This window comes from Halomonas sp. DP5N14-9, from assembly GCF_019802175.1.
Taxonomy (GTDB): domain Bacteria; phylum Pseudomonadota; class Gammaproteobacteria; order Pseudomonadales; family Halomonadaceae; genus Halomonas; species Halomonas litopenaei.
The window spans coordinates 213,630-231,094 of sequence record NZ_JAHVHR010000020.1; the positions used below are offsets into that span (position 1 = coordinate 213,630).

Genomic DNA, 17,465 nt, shown 5'->3' on the forward strand with positions numbered 1-17,465 from the left:
TCCCGGCCGGCCAGATGAATGTTACGCCACCGACAGGCGCTGGGCCTGGACCGTGGTGACGGCGATCACGTTGACGATATCCTCTTCGCTGCAGCCCCGCGAGAGGTCATTGGCAGGCCGCGCCAGGCCCTGCAGCAGCGGACCGATAGCCTCGGCGCCGCCGATCCGCTCGGCCAGCTTGTAGCCGATATTGCCAGCCTCAAGGTCCGGGAAGATCAGCACATTGGCGTTGCCCTTGACCCTGGAGTCCGGCAGCTTGCGCTCGGCGATCTCGGCGACGATGGCGGCGTCGAGCTGCACGTCCTCGTCGATGGCCAGGCCCGGGCGCGCGTTCTTGACCTTGCGCGCCGCCTCCACGACCTTGTCCACCGAGGCGTGATGAGCGCTGCCGCTGGTGGAGAACGACAGCATCGCCACCCGTGCCGGTTCGTCGAGCAGCGCCTCGGCGCTGTCGGCGGCGGCCATGGCGATCTGCGACAGCGCCTCGGCATCGGGGTCCACCACCAGCCCGCAGTCAGAGAAGATCATGCCTCCCTTCAGGCTATGGAACTCCTTGCACAACATCATCAGAAAGAAGCTCGACACCAGGCTCGCCCCTGGCGCCTTGCCGATCAACTGGATGGCGGCGCGGACGACGTCGGCGGTGGTGTGCACCGCCCCGGCCACACAGCCATCGGCCAGGCCGTCGCGGACCATCAGGTTGGCAAAGATCAGCGGCTCACGTACCCGCTGGGCGGCGTCCTCGGCCGTCATGCCCTTGGGCCCGCGCAGTTCCAGCAGGAGCATTGCCAGGCGATCGGTGTGCTCGGAGTCGGCGGGATCGATCAGCTCGATCGCCCCAATCTCGAGCCCTTCGGCCTCGGCGCGGGCGTCGATCGCCTGACGCTCCCCCACCAGCAAGATGCGGGCATAGCCGGCCTGGCTTGCCGCCAGTCCTGCCTTGAGCACCCGCGCATCGTCGCCCTCGCACAGCACGATACGTCTGGGGTCCTGGCGGGCCAGGTCGCGTATATGATTGAGCGCTTTCATCGGAACAGCTCTCCCGGGGTCATTGTTATCGGAGACTCCGCCCATCCCTTCACTCGGCCGGGGCTCTTTACCACCCTCTGGCGAATGAAAAAAGCCCTGGCACCAGGCCAGGGCAATGTCGTCATACCGGACGAGAGAGTCTTGCGTGGCGAGTCAGACAGGGGAGTCCTTCGCCGCCGGTATCAGACGTAGTCCTGGTACTTCTCCAAGAGACGCACCGGCTTCTTCAGGGCGTCACGGCGGAAGGGGTCGCCCAGTTCGCGGGTACACATGATCTCGATGATGCAGGTCTTGCCTTCGTTCATCTGCATGTCCACCGCCTTCTTCAGCGCCGGGCCCACGTCTTCCAGACGGTCCACGGTGATGCCCTCGGCACCCATGGCGCGGCCGATCTCGGCGAAGCTCTCGTTGTCGAGCTCGCCGGCCACGAAGCGGCGATTGTAGAAGTCGACCTGGTTCTTCTTCTCGGCGCCCCACTGGCGGTTGTGGAACACCACCGCGGTGACCGGGATGCCATGACGCACGGCGGTCATGGTCTCCATCAGGCTCATGCCCCAGGCACCGTCACCGGCGTAGGCGATGGCCGGACGATGCGGCGCGGCGGTCTTGGCACCGATGATGGTCGGCAAGGCGTAACCACAGTTGCCGAAGCTCATCGGGGCGAAGAAGCTGCGCGGCTTCTCGAAGCGCAGGTAGCTGTGGGCCACCGAGTTGATGTTGCCGATATCGGTGGAGACCATCACGTCTTCCGGCATGGCCTTCTCGAGTTCGCGCAGCACCTGACGCGGGTGCAGGTACTCGCCGCCGGAGAACGGCTTTTCGTCCTTGGCTTCCTCGATGGCGTCGAGGCTGAACGGATCACGCTCGTGGGTCCACTCGTCGAGTTCCTTCTCCCAGGCGTCCTTCTCGGCCTTGATCTTGGCAAGACGCTCGTCCTTGGAGGCGTCGCAGGCCAGGTCGCGACCCTCGAGGCGCTGGCTCAGCTCGACCGCGGCGGCCTTGGCGTCGCCGCAGATGCCGACAGAGATCTTCTTCACCAGACCGAGCATCTTGTGGTCGGCATCCACCTGGATGATCTTGGCGTCCTTCGGCCAGTAGTCCATGCCGTGCTGCGGCAGGGTACCGAAGGGCCCGAGACGGGTGCCGAGCGCCAGCACCACGTCGGCCTGGGAGATCAGCTTCATGCCGGCCTTGGAGCCCTGGTAGCCCAGCGGACCACACCACTGCGGATGGCTGGCGGGGAAGGAGTCATTGTGCTGGTAGCTGTTGACCACCGGCGCGCCGAGGCGCTCGGCCAGGGCCTTGCACTCTTCCACCGCGTCGGCCATGACCACGCCACCACCGGACACGATCACCGGGAACTTGGCCTCGGCCAGCAGGGCCGCCGCCTCGTCCAGTGACTGAGCGCCACCGGGGCCGCGATCGATGCGACGCGGCTCGGGAATCTCGGCCTCGATCTCGCCGTAGAAGTAGTCACGCGGAATGTTCAACTGGGTCGGACCGATCTCCGACATGGCCCGCTCGAAGCAGCGACCGGTGTACTCGGCCATGCGCGCCGGGTGGGTGACGTGGCCCTGATACTTGGTGAACTCCTGGAACATCGGCAGCTGGTTGCACTCCTGGAAGCCGCCCAGGCCGATACCGGTGGTGCCGGTTTCCGGGGTGATCATGACCACCGGGCTGTGGGCCCAGTAGGCCGCCGCGATGCCGGTCACGCAGTTGGAGATGCCGGGGCCATTCTGGCCGATGACCACACCATGGCGGCCGGAAACACGGGCATAGCCGTCGGCCATGTGGGCCGCGCCCTGCTCGTGCACCACCGGAATCAGACGAATGCCGGCGGGGGCAAAGATGTCCATGGCGTCCATGAAGGCCGAGCCCATGATGCCGAACATGTCGGTGACGTCATTGGCGACGAGGGTTTCGACGAAGGCCTCGGAGGGCGTCATCTTCTGCTTACCCTTCACGACCTGGCGCTTGTTGGTGTTGTCGTTGTGACTCATGGGGCTCCTCCAGGGAACAAAAGCGGATGCTGGCGGCGTCGGCCATCAGGGCCTCGGGCCTTGTCTTGGCTTGAGCCGCTCCGGATCGGTCGCCTCAAGCTTTTCGATACCATAAGTTCCGATTTACGAAACTTGATCCAAAGGTAGCGGCCGATTCGTGCCCGGTCAAGACGAATTTCATTATTTGATACGTTACGGTTCGTTTTTTATAAAAACAGACCGTCGTCGTGCCACCCTGTTTGCTCCGCCAAGCCCCTGCAGCGCCTCCCGCCGCTCGCCCGCCCCTCCATCCGCGCCCCTTGCACCCTTGCCTGCAGGATCGATCACGCGCCTTTTGCCGAACACCCGCACCCGCTGAAAGGCCCGCCATTGCTGCATTGCAGCGGCATTTCGGAGGGAAAAATACGTTGACAGCCCCGCGGGAGACTTCTAGACATACAACTCATGTACATCTGTTAAATGACTTAATCCAGACCCTCTACACGCTCACCAACCTTGATGCGACCGCCATCAAGCCCGTGAAAGAAAGCACGCCAAAGGCAAACGCGCTTATCCCAACTGAATGACAACGACAACAGACGCCCGCCCCTGTGGCGTCACGGGAGGCTCAAGGTGGAACTACTGCATTACCTTCCGCAGGTTCTCAGCGGCTGGAACCTGCTTATCCTGATCGGCGGCACGATCGTCGGATTGATTCTGGGGGCGACGCCGGGACTCAGTCCGACGATGGCGGTGGCGCTACTGATCCCCTTCACCTTCAAGATGGACGCTACCTCGGGGCTGATCCTGCTCGGCGTTCTGTATACCTCGACGGTCGCCGGCGGCGCGGTCAGCGCCATCCTGATCAACATCCCCGGGGCGCCCGCCAACATTGCAACGATGCTGGATGGCCACCCCATGGCCAAGGCCGGCAAGGCGACCCAGGCGCTGTACTACTGCTTTATCAGCTCCGCCGTCGGGGGCGTGCTGGGGGTCCTGGTGCTGATCTTCCTGACCCCTTACCTGGTCAATGTGGCGCTGAAGTTTGGCCCCCCGGAGCTGTTCTGGACGGCCATCCTCGGCATCACCGTCATCGGCTCTCTGGGCAGCGCCTCGGTACTCAAGGGCTTGCTCGGCGGCGCGATCGGCGTCTGGATCTCGCTGATCGGCTTCAACCCGGTGACCGGCACCGAACGCTTCGTCTTCAGCGAGCACCTGCAGGGCGGCATCACCATCATCCCGGCCCTGATCGGCCTGTTTGCGATACCCCAGGTGCTGCAGATGGTAGAGGGCGCCAAGGGTGCCAACGGCGGCGAACGCTTCGACATGGCACCCACCTCCGTGATCAAGGCGATCATCTTCAACCTGAAGAAGGTCAAGGCGCTGGTGATCGGCAGCCTGTCCGGCATCATCGTCGGCATCATTCCCGGCGCCGGTGGCCAGATTGCCGGGCTGATTGCCTACGACCAGTGCAAGAAATTCAGTCACAACAAGGACAATTTCGGCAAGGGCGAGCCGGAGGGCATCATCGCTGCAGAAAGTGCCAACAACGCCATGGTCGGGGCGTCACTGGTGCCCATGCTGTCGCTTGGCATACCGGGCAGCCCCACCGCCGCGGTGCTGCTCGGCGGCCTGTTGATTCAAGGCCTCTTTCCCGGACCAGACCTGTTCACCCAGCATGCCTCGGTCGCCTGGACCTTCATGGGAGCACTGCTGATCAGCCAGATTCTGCTGGTGGTGTGTGGGCTGTGGATCAGCGGGATCGGCAAGTACGTCATTCGGATTCCTCGCCACATCATGGCGGCGGCGGTGACCACGCTGGCCATCTTCGGCACCTACAGCGTCCAGAACAGCTTCTCCGACGTCATCATCATGATGTCCATGGGCTCCCTGATGTACTTCGGCATGCAGTACGGCTTCACCCCCGGGCCCATCGTACTCGGCATCATTCTCGGCCCTATTGCCGAAACCAACTTCCTGCAGAGTCAGATGCTGGCCCAGGCCGGCGACGGCATGCTGCGTTACATGTTCGGTGGCTGGCTCAATATCCTGCTGGTCTCGCTGTGCCTGCTGTCGGTGGCCTACAGCCTCTACGCCAGTTGGCAGGCCCGCAAGACCCGCCAGCATGCGACGCCCGATCATCGAGTCCAGGTACATCCGGAGGCCAACCATGATGCTCACTAAACCGCGTCAGGTGGCCCTCGGCGCACTGATCATTGCACTTGGCCTGGTAGCCGCCTCCTGGGCAGGCGGGGCATACGGCTACAGCTTTCCCCGAGTGGTGTCACTGATCGTACTGACTCTGGCAGTCGTGCTGCTCGCGGTGGAAATCCTGGCCCCAGGCCAGGCCGAGGAAGGCGCCATCTCCATCCCCTGGGGCAGCATCATCCCGGCGCTTGCCATCTTTTTCCTGCTGCTGCTCGCACTACGAATTCTCGGCTTCTACGTCACCACCCTGGTGGGGTTCGTCGTCATCAGTAGCGTCTATATGCCCGGGATTTCCTCGAGCCGAAAGATCCTTCTCAACATCGTCATCGGTACCGGCTTTCTGGCGGTGCTCTTCGGCGTATTCACTGCCCTGTTAAAGGTGCAGTTTCCCAAAGGCCTACTTCTGTAGAAGGCATAAAACAATGACTATTCACGCCACCTCAGTAAAGCGTCAAACAGCGTCAACCCTCGCGGTCTGTCTGTTGCTTGCTCCCCTCCCCAGCCTGGCGGACTTCCCGGAAAAGCCCTTGAATCTGACGGTCGCCTATTCGGCTGGTGGTGCGACAGACTTCCAGGCCAGGATCGTCACCTCGAAGGGCGATGAGTACCTCGGGCAGCCGGTCACGGTGATCAACCGCCCGGGTGCAGGCGGACAGATCGGCTGGAATCAGTTTGTCAGTACCGGCGCCACCGATGGCTACGATATTGCGGCCTATAACGTGCCGCACTTCATCGCTCAGTCGATCATGTACGACACCGATTACAGCATCGAGAACCTGCAGCCCATTGCAAACTGGGGCGCAGACCCTGCCGTACTCATCGTCGGCAAGGACAGTGAGTTCGATTCCATCGATGACGTGGTGGAGTACGCCAGAGCCAATCCTGGAAAGTTGACGGTCTCGGGCGCCGGGCTCTACGTCGGACACCATATTGCTGCCCTTCAGCTTCAGCAAAGCGCCGAGGTGACCCTGAAGTACCTTCCTACCTCAGGAGGAGTGGACGCCCTCAGGTTTGTTGTCGGTGGTCAGGTGATGGCGGGATTCAACAACTTGTCCGACGCCTTCCGCAACCAGGACCGCATCAAGATCCTCGGCATTGCCGATCTCGAAAGAAGCGACGATTTCCTGCCGGATGTGCCCACCTTTATCGAGGCGGGATACGACGTCGACGACACCAGCCTCAACCTCAGGGGGATCATGGTTCCCAGAGGGGTCGACGCGGAAACGGTCGACTACCTCTCTTCGAACTTCATCGACATGTTCCAGGACGAGGGAATCGCCGAGCAGATGAAAGAAGGCGGATCGACCCTTCGTGTCATGGAAGCGTCCGACCTCGAGGCGCTGTGGAAACAACAGCAAGCGTACCTGACTGAACTCTTCGCTCAGCTCGAGACACCGTGACCTCTGCGGATTTCAGGCCAACGGCAACGAAAGCAAGGGTAGCGACGCGTGGAACTCAGGCCTCATTCCCCTGCACCGCCGGGAGCCGCCCTTGCTTACCCCATCGACACGTCGAGGTAGCAACATGAACACCAACCATAAGCATTCTTCTGACGACAATAGCGCCTACCGGCTGGTAGCCCCCATTGTCGAACGAGCCCGAGAAGCCCAGCGACGGTTCGAGCAATACGACCAGCAGCAAGTCGATGAAGTCGTGCTGGCCGCCGCCTGGGCGTTGATGGAGCCCACGCGAAATGAGGAGCTGTCACAACTCGCGGTGGCCACCACCGGGCTTGGCAAGGTTTCCGACAAGATCGCCAAGAACCACCGCAAGACCCTTGGATTGCTGGCCAACCTCGAGGGCAAGCGCACCGTGGGTATCGTCTCCGAAGACCCGAGCACAGGTATCGTCGAGATATCCCGCCCGATCGGCGTGGTCGGCGCCGTGGTGCCTTCCACCAACCCCGCGGCTACGCCCACCAACAAGACGATCAACGCACTCAAGGGTCGCAACGCCATCGTGCTGGCTCCCTCGCCCAAGGGCTACGCCGTGTGCGAACGGCTGGTGAACTACATGCAGGACGAGCTCGCCCGTATCGGAGCCCCCCGGGATCTGGTGCAACTGCTACCGGACCCGGTGACCAAGGCGAGCACCCATGCCTTGATGCAACTGGTCGACCTGATCGTCGTCACCGGCTCCCAGAACAATGTGCGCTCCGCCTATTCCAGTGGCACCCCGGCCATCGGCGTCGGGGCAGGCAATGTCCCGGTCATCATCGATGAAAGCGCCAATATCGCAGATGCCGCGCGCAAGATTCTTGCCTCCAAGACCTTCGACAATGCGACCAGCTGCAGCTCGGAGAACAGCCTGGTCATCCTCGACAGCGTTTACGACAGCATGGTCTCGGCACTGCGAGACCACGCGGCGGTACTGCTGACCGAACAGGAAAAGCGGATTCTCGAAGGTCGCATGTGGACGGATGGCAACCTCAGTCGTGACGTGATCGCCCGGGATGCCGGCAGTATCGCCAGCACCGTGGGGCTCGATCGTCCGGCGTGTCTCGACGCCTCGATCCTGCTGGTGGAAGAAAGCGGCATCGGGGCGGACTACCCCTTTTCGGGCGAAAAGCTGTCACCGGTGCTGACCCTCTACCGGGCCAGAGACTTCGAGGATGCCTTTGCGATCACCAGGGAACTGCTCGAATACCAGGGCAAGGGGCACTCCTGCGGTATCCACAGCACCACCGATGAGCACATCGAGAAGCTGGGACTGGAGATGCCGGTCTGCCGGGTGATCGTCAATCAGGCCCACGCCTTCGGCAATGGTGGCAACTTCGACAACGCCCTTCCGTTTTCCTTGTCGATGGGCTGCGGTAGCTGGGGCAAGAACAGCATTTCCGACAACATGAACTACCGCCACTACCTCAACACGACCCGCATCGTGCGAACCATCGAGGCCTCTCCCCCTCTGCCCCAGGATCTGTTTTCCGGTTTTTTCGACAAGCACGGCATCGCCAATCCCTTCTAGAGGCCGGCCAGATGATGACCATTCAAGACACCATCAAGCATCAGTGTGAACGCCAACCCGCCACTGATTTCCTGATCTGTCCCGACACTGGCGAGACGGTCTCGATGTCCCGACTCCAGGAGCGCGTCGAGTGGGTGCATGGCCTTCTTCAGGCGCGCGGCTGCCAGCCCGGCGACCATGTGGCCATGCTGATGGACAACGGACTGTGGACCGCCTCACTGCTGCTGGCGATCATGGCCAGTGGTCGTGTCGCGGTCTCCTTGAACGCCATCGCAGGGGAGGCCCAGTTGCGCTACGTGCTGGAGCACTGTGATGCCACCACTGTCATCGTATCGCCCCACTACGAGCAGCGCCTTGATGGCCTGCTCGACGGGAGCGAGAAGGAAATTCTGGTCGCCTGTCCTCGCAACGGGCCGCGGCAGCAAGAGCGTATCGCGTCTTCGCCCTTGCCCGTGGTAGCGCCCGACGACACGGCATTGTTGATGTATACCTCGGGCACAACAGGCAAGCCCAAGGGCGTCGTGCTGACCCACGCCAATCTGATCGCGGGGGGAAGGTGCACCATCGAGGCCCACTCGCTGTGCCAGAAGGATCGCGCCCTCTGCGTTCTGCCGCTTTACCATATCAACGCCCAGGTGGTCACCATCATGGCGCCACTGATCAGTGGCGGCAGTGTGGTGCTGCCGGAGAAGCTGAGTGTCTCGGCATTCTGGGACTGGCTGCTCGACAACCAGTGCACCTGGTTCAGTATCGTGCCGACGATTGTCGCCTACCTGCTGGAGCATGCCGAGAAGCCAGAGTCGAAGGACCTGCGCGAGGATCCGCGCATGCGTCAGGTGCGTTTCGGGCGATCTGCCTCTTCGGCACTGCCGGCGGAGAGCCACCGCCGTTTCGAGACCACCTTCGGTGTCAGCCTGGTGGAAACCATGGGACTGACCGAAACCGCGGCCCAGATCCTGTCCAACCCCTTGCCCCCTTTCGAATCTCGCTACGGATCCCCCGGTATCGCCTACCGCAACGAGGTCAGTGTCTTCGACTCGACAGGACAGGTACTGCCCTGCCACCAGACCGGTGAAATCGTTGTCCGCGGCGACAACGTCATGAAGGAGTACTACAAGAATCCCGAGGCCACAGCAGACACCATCGATAACGAGGGTTGGCTGCACACCGGCGACCTTGGCTATCGCGATGAGGAAGGCTTCTTCTTCATCACGGGCCGCATCAAGGAGCTGATCATTAAGGGTGGCGAGAACATCGCCCCGCGCGAGATCGATGACGCCCTGCTGGCCCATGAGGCGGTGCTGGAGGCAGCCGCCTATCCCATGGAAAACCGGCACTACGGGCAGGTCGTAGAGGCCGTCGTGGTGCTCAAGGAAGGCCATCGGGCGACCCAGCAAGAACTTCTCGACTACTGTCGCGAGGAGGTCGGTGACTACAAGGCGCCTGAACATGTTCACATCGTGAAATGGCTGCCCAGAGGGCCCTCCGGCAAGGTCCAGCGCCTCAAGATTGCGGAGATGATCGACCATCTGCATCAAGCACCGGCCTAGCCTGGCGCCCGATGCCCTGGCCTGCGCTCGCGGTACCCAGGGTCCTGCCTGATCGATGTTTCGGCCGGGCCTGGCGCCGGCGAGCCCGGCCTTGGCGTCGAAGGTGCCTCGGCCACGTCGGCTCACCGCCTGCGCCATCCAACCTTTGTGAGGATGAAGCCATGAGCTTCCAGATATCCCGGCTGCTGTATGCCACTGACCTCAGCGCCCACAGCCCCGACGTCTTCCGCAAGGCCATCGGTATCGCCGAACGCTTCGGCGCCGCGGTCCACCTGCTGCACGTCATCGAAGATCCGGCACTGTTGAAAGACAGCCTGGCCAGCCGCTATACCGCCGTTTCCCCGCTGGACAACTATCGCGAACGAGCGACCCGGCAGGCCATCGACGAAATCAAGCGCCGCCTTGAAGACTTCGGCCACTCGACGCTGGCCTCGGAAGACAGCTACCACGCCTCTCTGAAGGAGATTCACGTCCGCATTGGCAAGCCATCCCGAATCATCCTGCAGGAGGCCGACAGAATCGATGCCGATTGCATCGTCATGGGAACACAGCGCCAGTCCGGGCTGGGTCATATGGTGCTTGGCTCGGTGGCGCGCAAGATCAGTCGTCGCACCCGCCGCCCGCTGTTTCTCTTTCCGGTCTGAGGCCAGGGGTCACACGGCCGGAAAGGTGTCTGCACAGGAGCCCCGTGATAGATTGATGAAATACCACTTAAGAATGAAACGGATGAATCAAGGTGTGAAAGAGGCGAGCGCCGTCACGCTGCTGCAGGGCAGCGGCGAGTCAGACAAGCGCCTGACCCGAGCAGCCTCCCCTTCCGACCTTGCCAGCAGCGGGATCTTGCGAATGACCAGTGAAAACGAATCTGATCGCCTTGGCCTCTTCTCCCCCGAGGTGATGGTGGCACAGCCGGGGAAACCGCTGTACCGACTGCTGCAGGACCATATTCGCGGCCTGATCGAACGGGGGGACCTGGCCCCGGGCGACCTCATTCCACCCGAATGGCAGCTCGCCGACCGGCTGCAGATCAGTCAGGGAACGGTCAAGAAGGCCATCTCCAATCTGGTCTGGGAAAAACTGCTGTTCCGCCATCAGGGCAAGGGCACCTATGTCTCGCGGACCGACTTCGAGGAAACCCTGTTTCGCTTTGTCAGCTACGGGGACGCCGACGGCAAGGACGTGCGTATCCACAAGACCACCACCGATCGCGCTATCCGCCAGGCTCCCGATGACGTATATACCCGCCTCGGCCTGAGCCAGACCAGTCCAGTCACCTATATCGAACGCCTGGGAGTGGTCGATGACGCCCCGACCCTGGTGGAGTACAGCTGGTGGCCAAGCGTACTGGTGCCGGGGCTGGAAGATTCCGAGCTTTATATTCCCGACTACTTCTATGCCTTGATCCTCGACCGATTCGGCATCCCCGTCGTCCGGGCCGACGAAACCCTGACCGCAGAAGCCGCCGATACCCACACCGCCGCCCTGCTGGACATCGCTCCCGGCACCCCGGTGGTGGTGCTCAAGCGGATGACCTACACCAGCCACGACCGTATCGTGGAAGTCCGTACCACCAAGGGAAGGGCCGACCGCTTCAGCTACCGTGCCGAAATCCGCTCGGACTTTTGACTCGGTGCAAGCTCAGACAGGGCAGCCTATGCCGGATACCGCGACAACCGGTTGGCCATGGCCGAGTCCTGGCTCATGGGTGCCTGTCCACTCACGTCCGCCGCCCGGTTCCCGACGCCGACGTGCTTCAGTCAGAGACGACAGTGATCTCGGCGAATTCCGTTTTCCGATACACATTGATTAATTTTTAGATACGTATAGGCTTGTAGTATCGAGGAGACCCCGCCATGAGCACAGCAAGCTTTGACACCCGGATCATCGAGGGCGACACCCCGGCCCAGCGCCTGCTGGCGCTGCTCGAGGTGATCGCGGAGAAGGACCAGTACTTCACCCTGCAGAGCCTGGTGGACGAGACCGGCCTGCCCAAGCCGACGCTGCACCGGATGCTGCAGCAGCTCGAGAACTCCGGCATGCTGCAGCGCGAAGCGGACAACCGCCACTACAGCAAGGGCAGCCGCCTGCGCCGGCTGGCCGAGACCCTGCTGCTCAACGACACCGTTCAGGGCGCACGTCACGGCGTGTTGGCTGAGCTGGTCCGCGAGGTCGGGGAAAGCTGCAACATCACTGCCCTGTCCGGCAGCGAGGTGCTCTATCTGGACCGCGTCGAGACGTCGGCTCCGCTGCGCTTCTATCTACACCCCGGCTCCCGGGTGCCTGCCCATTGCTCCGCCAGCGGCAAGCTGTTTCTGGCGCAGATGAGCGCCTCCCAGCGCCGTCGGCTGCTCGCCGATGCCACCCTGGAGGCCTTCACCCGAAACACGCTTACCGACATCGACGCTCTGGAAGCGGAGATCGAGCAGGTCAAGCGCGACGGCTACGCCTTCGACGACGAGGAATTCCTACCGGGGCTTCTGTGCATCGCGGTGCTGGCCCCCAACCCCACCGGGGTCTCCAACGTCGGCCTGGCGATCCAGGCACCGGTGATGCGCATGGATAAACAGCGCGCACTGGACTGCCTGCCGGCGCTGGAGCGCGCCGCCGCCGCCATCGCGCGGATCAACCAGGGCGCCCTGCCCGAGCCCATCGCAGAATCCGAAACCTCTGCCTGACGCCCTAGCCGCAGCAACCCCGCATGGCCGGAACCCTCACCAAACCAGACGCCAAACAGCAAGGCGCCACCACCGCGACAACGGTGATGGCGCCGAGATGGTTCGACGAGTCGCTCGCTTGATCGCCGACCCTGTTGCCCTGCCCCCCCCCCCTCCTGCAACGAAAGCAACGAGCGCTGCGCAGATGACACAGGCCTCAGTTGTAGAAGAAGCTGACGCAGCGCACGAAGCTGCTGCCTCCCGCGGTCACACAGCGATGTCGTATCCAGCGGTCTCGCTTGGATAGCCCCTCATACCGGGTCCACTGCCAGTAGCCTGAAGGCAGGTGAAAGGTATGTAGATGCTTCCAGTTGCCAAAGACATTCTTGTAGTAGTGCAGGGTGGCCGCCGGCCCATGGCAGGCAGTGGTGACACCAAGAGAGTTGCGACGCTTGCGGTCAGAGGTCCAGCGATCCCGGAAGGAATAGTGGGCCTCCGGGTCGCACCACCACCAGGTGTTGCTCGGGAAGGAGACGGTCTCGCAGTTGTGGTTGCGAAACAGATGATAACCATCGCCCGGGACACAGTATTGCTGGCCTGGTCCGCCTCCTGCTGAGGACCCTGCCCTGGCAGTGTCCGGCGTTATGCCCAACTCGTCCAGATCCACCTCGATGGGTTCTTCCAACCGCTCCACGGTGCGATTCTTGAACGCCTTGCGGTCGATGTCGGGATTCAGCTCGAGCAGCATCTTCGGGATGGGCACCTCCTGCGGGGCGAGCATAAGGTAGTGATCCAGCGCGGACTTGCCAACTTCGCTTGCAAAGGTTCGCGGGGTCGCACGATCGCTCACGCCCAACTCCCGCATACCTACCTGGGCCTCCTTGTCGTCGCCTCTAAGCCCGACGAATTCGACGCGGTTGCCGTTGCTGAGATCGAAACGGGCCAGCGGCATGGGCTCCGCAGGACCGCTGACCAGCGGCGCCCCATCCGGCCCCAGTCCCACCGCGGCCAGGTCATCTGGCCTGTCCAGCTCTGCCGGTTCGGCCAGTGTTTGCTGATATCGTGCCGCCAGTTCCTGTGCCAATTGCGGGTTTCGCGCCAGCAGCACGTCGAGCTGCTCAGGCGTCAGTCCAGCGGCCTGACACGTACATGATGATGGTTCGTTCATGATCGACGTCCTCCACCTGGGAAGATCGTGCTCCGCCGGCCGGACCTCCCGGCGTCACCGACGGCGTTAGACGAAACACGCTGCGACGCCTTATTGGCAGCGGTCTTCTCAGCATGGTCAAAGTTTGCTTTGCCAGCCATCGGTCATGCCGCGCTGCTTCAGCTACTGAGATGACATCTACGCGAAATGGCTGATAAGTCTCATGAAAATCCTTATTGGCGGGTTAGTCCGTTTTTTACTCGAATCAGTACAAAAACACATATCACGACGGACTCGGATGTAACGACAGTCACACAAGGAAAATGACCGCGCCACGCGCGAGCCGCCGTCCTCTGGCCGCCACCGCCCTTTGACCTTATGCTGTAGAGAATAATGAGCGCCGAGCCCTAGCCGCTCGGCGCCGTCGTCGCTGACGCAGTCCGCGTCTTCGGCTTGTTCAACGCCCACTGTAAGGATGCGCCTCATGCCTGGCTTGCTCCCGGACGTCGATCCCGATGGCCTGCTGGAATACTCCGTGGTCTATACCGACCGCGCCCTGAACCATATGTCGCAGAGCTTTCAAGGCGTAATGCGCGACATCTCCACCACCTTGAAGCAGGTGTACAACGCCCACAGCGCGGTCATCGTGCCCGGGAGCGGCACCTTCGGCATGGAGGCGGTAGCCCGCCAGTTCGCCCAGAACCGCAGCGCCCTGGTCATCCGCAATGGCTGGTTCAGCTACCGCTGGCACCAGATCCTCGAGATGGGCAAGATCCCGGCCGAACTGTGCGTGGAGAAGGCCCGACGTCAGCAGGACAGCGATCCGACCTCAGCGTTCGCCCCGCCCCCCATCGAGGAAGTCGAGCAGGCCATCGAGCGACTGCAGCCGGACATCGTCTTCGCCCCCCACGTAGAAACCTCGTCCGGCATGATCCTGCCGGACGACTACATCCGTCGCGTATCCGATGCGGTGCACGCCCACGGCGGCCTGATGGTGCTGGACTGCATCGCCTCGGGCACCGTCTGGGTGGACATGCAGGACACTGGCGTCGACCTGCTGATCAGCGCCCCCCAGAAGGGCTGGAGCGGCTCACCCTGCTGCGCCATGGTGATGCTCTCGGCCCAGGCGCGAGAGATCATCAAGGAAACCACCAGCACCAGCTTCGCCGCCGATCTCAAGAAGTGGCTCGAGATCATGGAGGCCTACGAGAATGGCGGCCACGCTTACCACGCGACCATGCCCACCGACAGCCTGCGCGAGCTACGCGAGATCATGCGCGAGACCGACGCCTACGGCTTCGACAAGGTGAAACAGGAACAGTGGGCCCTGGGCCAGGGAGTGCGCAGCCTGCTGGCCGAGTACGGCTTCAAGAGCGTCGCCGCCGAGGGTTACGAGGCGCCCGGTGTGGTGGTCTGCTACCACAACGACCCGGGGCTGGTCGGCAAGTTCGCCGCAGCCGGCGTCCAGGTCGCCGCCGGGGTCCCACTGATGTGCGATGAAGGCGACGATTTCCAGACCTTCCGCATTGGCCTGTTCGGCCTGGACAAGCTGCATCAGCCCGAGCGCAGCATCGACCACCTGCGCAAGGCGCTGGACAGTATCAAGGGGTAAACGGGCTGACACCCACCAGATCGGGCCGCACAGAAAGGCCCAGATAGAAAAAGGGGCGACGCATCAGCGTCGCCCCTCTTGTCTTACCCGTGTTGTCGGACTGAACGGCCAGGTCCTGCACGCCTCGAGTTTCAGTGCTCTCGGGTCATCCCCGTCGACTTGTCACTCTTTAGCCGACCTTTAATCGACCTTTAGTCGACCTCTTGTCACCCTCCAGTCACCCTCTAGTCACCCCAGCAGCGACAGAATGATGCGCTCTCCGTAGCCCCACAGCAGGACGGTCATGCCGAGCAGGCCTTCGAGCACCAGTACCCCCACCGCAAGGGTGGTGCTGGAGACGACGAAGCCTTCCTTTTCGCTGATATCGAGAAAGGAGGGAATGCCCAGATACAGCAGGTAGGCGGTGTAACAGAGGCCGATAACGCCGGCCAGCAGGCACAGCCAGATGATCGGGTAGATCGCCACGATGCCGCTCAGGAACATCGGGGTCGCCACATAGCCGGCAAAGATGATGCACTGGCTCTGGCTGGGTGTCTTGGGAAAGCGTTTAGCCGAGTAACGGATGGTCTTGCCGACGATGTAGACCGCCGCCAGGATCACCAGATAGAAGGCGATCCCCGCCCCCAGGGCGTCTAGATAACTGAGCTTGATGGTCGTGCCGCCGCCGAGACTCCAGCCGACCTGGGTGGTACCGATGTACGAGCAGATCACCGGTATGGCGGCCAGCAACAACACGTGATGCGCGTACAGGTGCGTTATCGTCTCCCTTTCCTGCTTGATCTGCTTCCATTCGCGATTCGGGTGGGCCATCAATCCCCAGACGTGTGTCAGCATACTGACTCCCTCCTGCTACCGCTGAAGTAAGTCCCGAGACCGGCACTCGGCGCCCGCGACTCCGTTGTCCTTAACTTGCAGTATAGAAGCGATTTTTCGCTTCGCTACCAACGTTACCGTACATACTATACAAGTCCTGTACAACACTTGATCTCCAGTCACGCTTCACCCATACGACTGATAAACACAAAAAAACCCCGCATCGGTGAAGATGCGGGGTTTCGGTTTCAGCGCCACCCGATCAGGACATCGAGGTCCACATCGGCGTGCTTGGCATCAGCGTCGCGTCCAGTGACATCATCAGGCTCAGCGCCGTGATGGTGAGGATCGAGATGCCGAATACCTGTCGCGCCCAACGCACGTTGTCGTCGGTACGGTAGCCCTTGGCCGCGATATACAGCCAGTAGACGCCCAGCACCAGGGCAACGATGAAGTAACCGGGTCCAGCGTAGCCGGCCAGACTCAGCGACAGCGTCGCACCGATAAAGGCCAGGATATAGCCCAGGATATGGTGCTTGGCCGTACCGATACCGCGAACCACCGGCAGCACCGGAATGTTGGCGGCGCGGTAATCTTCCATGCGAAAGATCGCGATCGCGTAGGAGTGCGGCATCTGCCACAGGCTGAAGATCACCAGCAGGGTCAAGGCCCCGGTATCGAAGCTGCCGGTCACCGCGCAATAGCCCACCACCGGCGGCACCGCCCCGGAGAGGCTGCCGACCAGAGTGCCGAACTCGGAATTGCGCTTCATGTAGAGGCTGTAGGCCCCCACATAGATGACGAAGCCGAAGGCCGCCAGACCCACCGTCAACGCATTGGTCCCCAGCGCCAGCAGACCGAAGCCGGCGATGCCCAGCAGGGTGGCAAACCGAAGTGTCGCCGCTTCGCTGACCCGCCCCTGCACCAGCGGGCGGTTGCGGGTGCGCTCCATCAGGGCATCGATGTCCTTGTCGATGACGTTGTTGTAGGCGCAGCCCGAGGCGATTACCAGGGCCAGACCCAACAGCGCCGACAGGAACACCACGGCATCGAACTGGCCCTGGGCGGCCAGGAAGTAGCCGCCCAGAACAGAGATCACGTTGCCGCCGATGATGCCCGGCTTGGTGATGGTGAGGTAGTCCCTGAGAGTGTCCCTGAACATCATGCGAGTCGGCGTCAGCCGATCATCATGTTGCGATGCAGGTGGTACATGATCCATAGGGAACCTCCGATGACCAGAACCAGGATCGCCACGGTGAAGACGAAGGACATGAAGTTCCAGCCTTCATCGGCCTTGGTGTTCATGTGCATGAACAGCACGAGCTGCACCAGCACCTGAGCCACCGCGGTACCGACGATCACGATCAACGTCGCGAAGGTGTCGAAGGCGCCGGTCATCACCGCCCCGAAGGGAATGACGGTCAGCACGATGGACAGGATCAGGCCGATCACATAGGACTTGACGCTGCCATGGCTGTGATGGTCGTTGGCGTGTCCGCTCAT

At 62.2% G+C, this 17,465-nt stretch carries 15 protein-coding genes; 9 read left to right on the plus strand and 6 right to left on the minus strand.

Annotated features, from left to right (window positions below; translation table 11 throughout):
- Positions 1 to 21 precede the first annotated feature (21 nt).
- On the minus strand, positions 22 to 1,029 hold the full coding sequence (pta, locus tag KUW00_RS12165; RefSeq protein WP_222569197.1) for a phosphate acetyltransferase: 1,008 nt from the start codon (positions 1,027 to 1,029) through the stop codon (positions 22 to 24).
- A 182-nt stretch (positions 1,030 to 1,211) separates the two neighbouring features.
- Positions 1,212 to 3,032, minus strand: coding sequence for a sulfoacetaldehyde acetyltransferase (gene xsc, locus KUW00_RS12170; RefSeq protein ID WP_045991934.1), 1,821 nt, complete (start codon positions 3,030 to 3,032; stop codon positions 1,212 to 1,214).
- Positions 3,033 to 3,644: 612 nt separating this feature from the next.
- Between xsc and KUW00_RS12175 the strand changes: the two genes are divergently transcribed.
- The 8 genes from KUW00_RS12175 (at position 3,645) to KUW00_RS12210 (ending at position 12,411) form a co-directional block, all read left to right on the plus strand.
- A complete protein-coding gene (locus KUW00_RS12175) occupies positions 3,645 to 5,195 on the plus strand; it encodes a tripartite tricarboxylate transporter permease (RefSeq protein ID WP_108449681.1) in 1,551 nt (516 codons plus the stop codon).
- The gene (locus tag KUW00_RS12180) at positions 5,182 to 5,628 is read left to right on the plus strand and encodes a tripartite tricarboxylate transporter TctB family protein (protein ID WP_162816516.1); all 447 of its coding nucleotides are present in this window, start codon (positions 5,182 to 5,184) and stop codon (positions 5,626 to 5,628) included. Before KUW00_RS12175 ends, KUW00_RS12180 begins: the two co-directional genes overlap by 14 nt.
- Before the next feature lie 13 nt (positions 5,629 to 5,641).
- On the plus strand, positions 5,642 to 6,619 hold the full coding sequence (locus tag KUW00_RS12185) for a tripartite tricarboxylate transporter substrate binding protein (protein ID WP_108449683.1): 978 nt from the start codon (positions 5,642 to 5,644) through the stop codon (positions 6,617 to 6,619).
- 124 nt (positions 6,620 to 6,743) lie between these two features.
- Complete coding sequence (gene sauS, locus KUW00_RS12190) at positions 6,744 to 8,186, plus strand: acylating sulfoacetaldehyde dehydrogenase (RefSeq protein WP_205254723.1); 1,443 nt, start codon at positions 6,744 to 6,746, stop codon at positions 8,184 to 8,186.
- An 11-nt stretch (positions 8,187 to 8,197) separates the two neighbouring features.
- Entirely contained in the window at positions 8,198 to 9,736 is a 1,539-nt protein-coding gene (locus KUW00_RS12195) for an AMP-binding protein (RefSeq protein WP_205254724.1), read from the plus strand.
- 161 nt (positions 9,737 to 9,897) lie between these two features.
- Positions 9,898 to 10,380 (plus strand): universal stress protein, encoded by a 483-nt coding sequence (locus KUW00_RS12200; RefSeq protein ID WP_045991929.1) that lies wholly within the window; start codon positions 9,898 to 9,900, stop codon positions 10,378 to 10,380.
- A gap of 202 nt (positions 10,381 to 10,582) precedes the next feature.
- Positions 10,583 to 11,362, plus strand: coding sequence for a GntR family transcriptional regulator (locus KUW00_RS12205; RefSeq protein ID WP_162197827.1), 780 nt, complete (start codon positions 10,583 to 10,585; stop codon positions 11,360 to 11,362).
- A gap of 227 nt (positions 11,363 to 11,589) precedes the next feature.
- The gene (locus tag KUW00_RS12210; protein ID WP_045991928.1) at positions 11,590 to 12,411 is read left to right on the plus strand and encodes an IclR family transcriptional regulator; all 822 of its coding nucleotides are present in this window, start codon (positions 11,590 to 11,592) and stop codon (positions 12,409 to 12,411) included.
- 196 nt (positions 12,412 to 12,607) lie between these two features.
- Here the strand turns inward: KUW00_RS12210 and KUW00_RS12215 are convergent, their stop codons facing one another.
- The gene (locus KUW00_RS12215) at positions 12,608 to 13,558 is read right to left on the minus strand and encodes a hypothetical protein (protein WP_108449685.1); all 951 of its coding nucleotides are present in this window, start codon (positions 13,556 to 13,558) and stop codon (positions 12,608 to 12,610) included.
- Between the two features lie 463 nt (positions 13,559 to 14,021).
- Here KUW00_RS12215 and KUW00_RS12220 point away from each other — a divergent pair, with 463 nt between their 5' ends.
- Complete coding sequence (locus tag KUW00_RS12220) at positions 14,022 to 15,149, plus strand: aminotransferase class V-fold PLP-dependent enzyme (protein WP_045991926.1); 1,128 nt, start codon at positions 14,022 to 14,024, stop codon at positions 15,147 to 15,149.
- A 228-nt stretch (positions 15,150 to 15,377) separates the two neighbouring features.
- On the opposite strand, the gene KUW00_RS12225 is transcribed toward KUW00_RS12220, so the two are convergent.
- The 3 genes from KUW00_RS12225 to cyoD all read right to left on the minus strand — a co-directional run bounded on the left by KUW00_RS12225 (position 15,378) and on the right by cyoD (position 17,465).
- Positions 15,378 to 15,983 carry a Yip1 family protein gene (locus tag KUW00_RS12225; protein ID WP_083970270.1) on the minus strand — a complete coding sequence of 202 codons (606 nt, stop codon included), beginning with the start codon at positions 15,981 to 15,983 and terminating at the stop codon, positions 15,378 to 15,380.
- Positions 15,984 to 16,224: 241 nt separating this feature from the next.
- Positions 16,225 to 17,124, minus strand: a complete 900-nt coding sequence (gene cyoE, locus KUW00_RS12230; protein ID WP_231498497.1) for a heme o synthase — start codon at positions 17,122 to 17,124, stop codon at positions 16,225 to 16,227.
- Between the two features lie 14 nt (positions 17,125 to 17,138).
- The gene (cyoD, locus tag KUW00_RS12235) at positions 17,139 to 17,465 is read right to left on the minus strand and encodes a cytochrome o ubiquinol oxidase subunit IV (RefSeq protein ID WP_045991965.1); all 327 of its coding nucleotides are present in this window, start codon (positions 17,463 to 17,465) and stop codon (positions 17,139 to 17,141) included.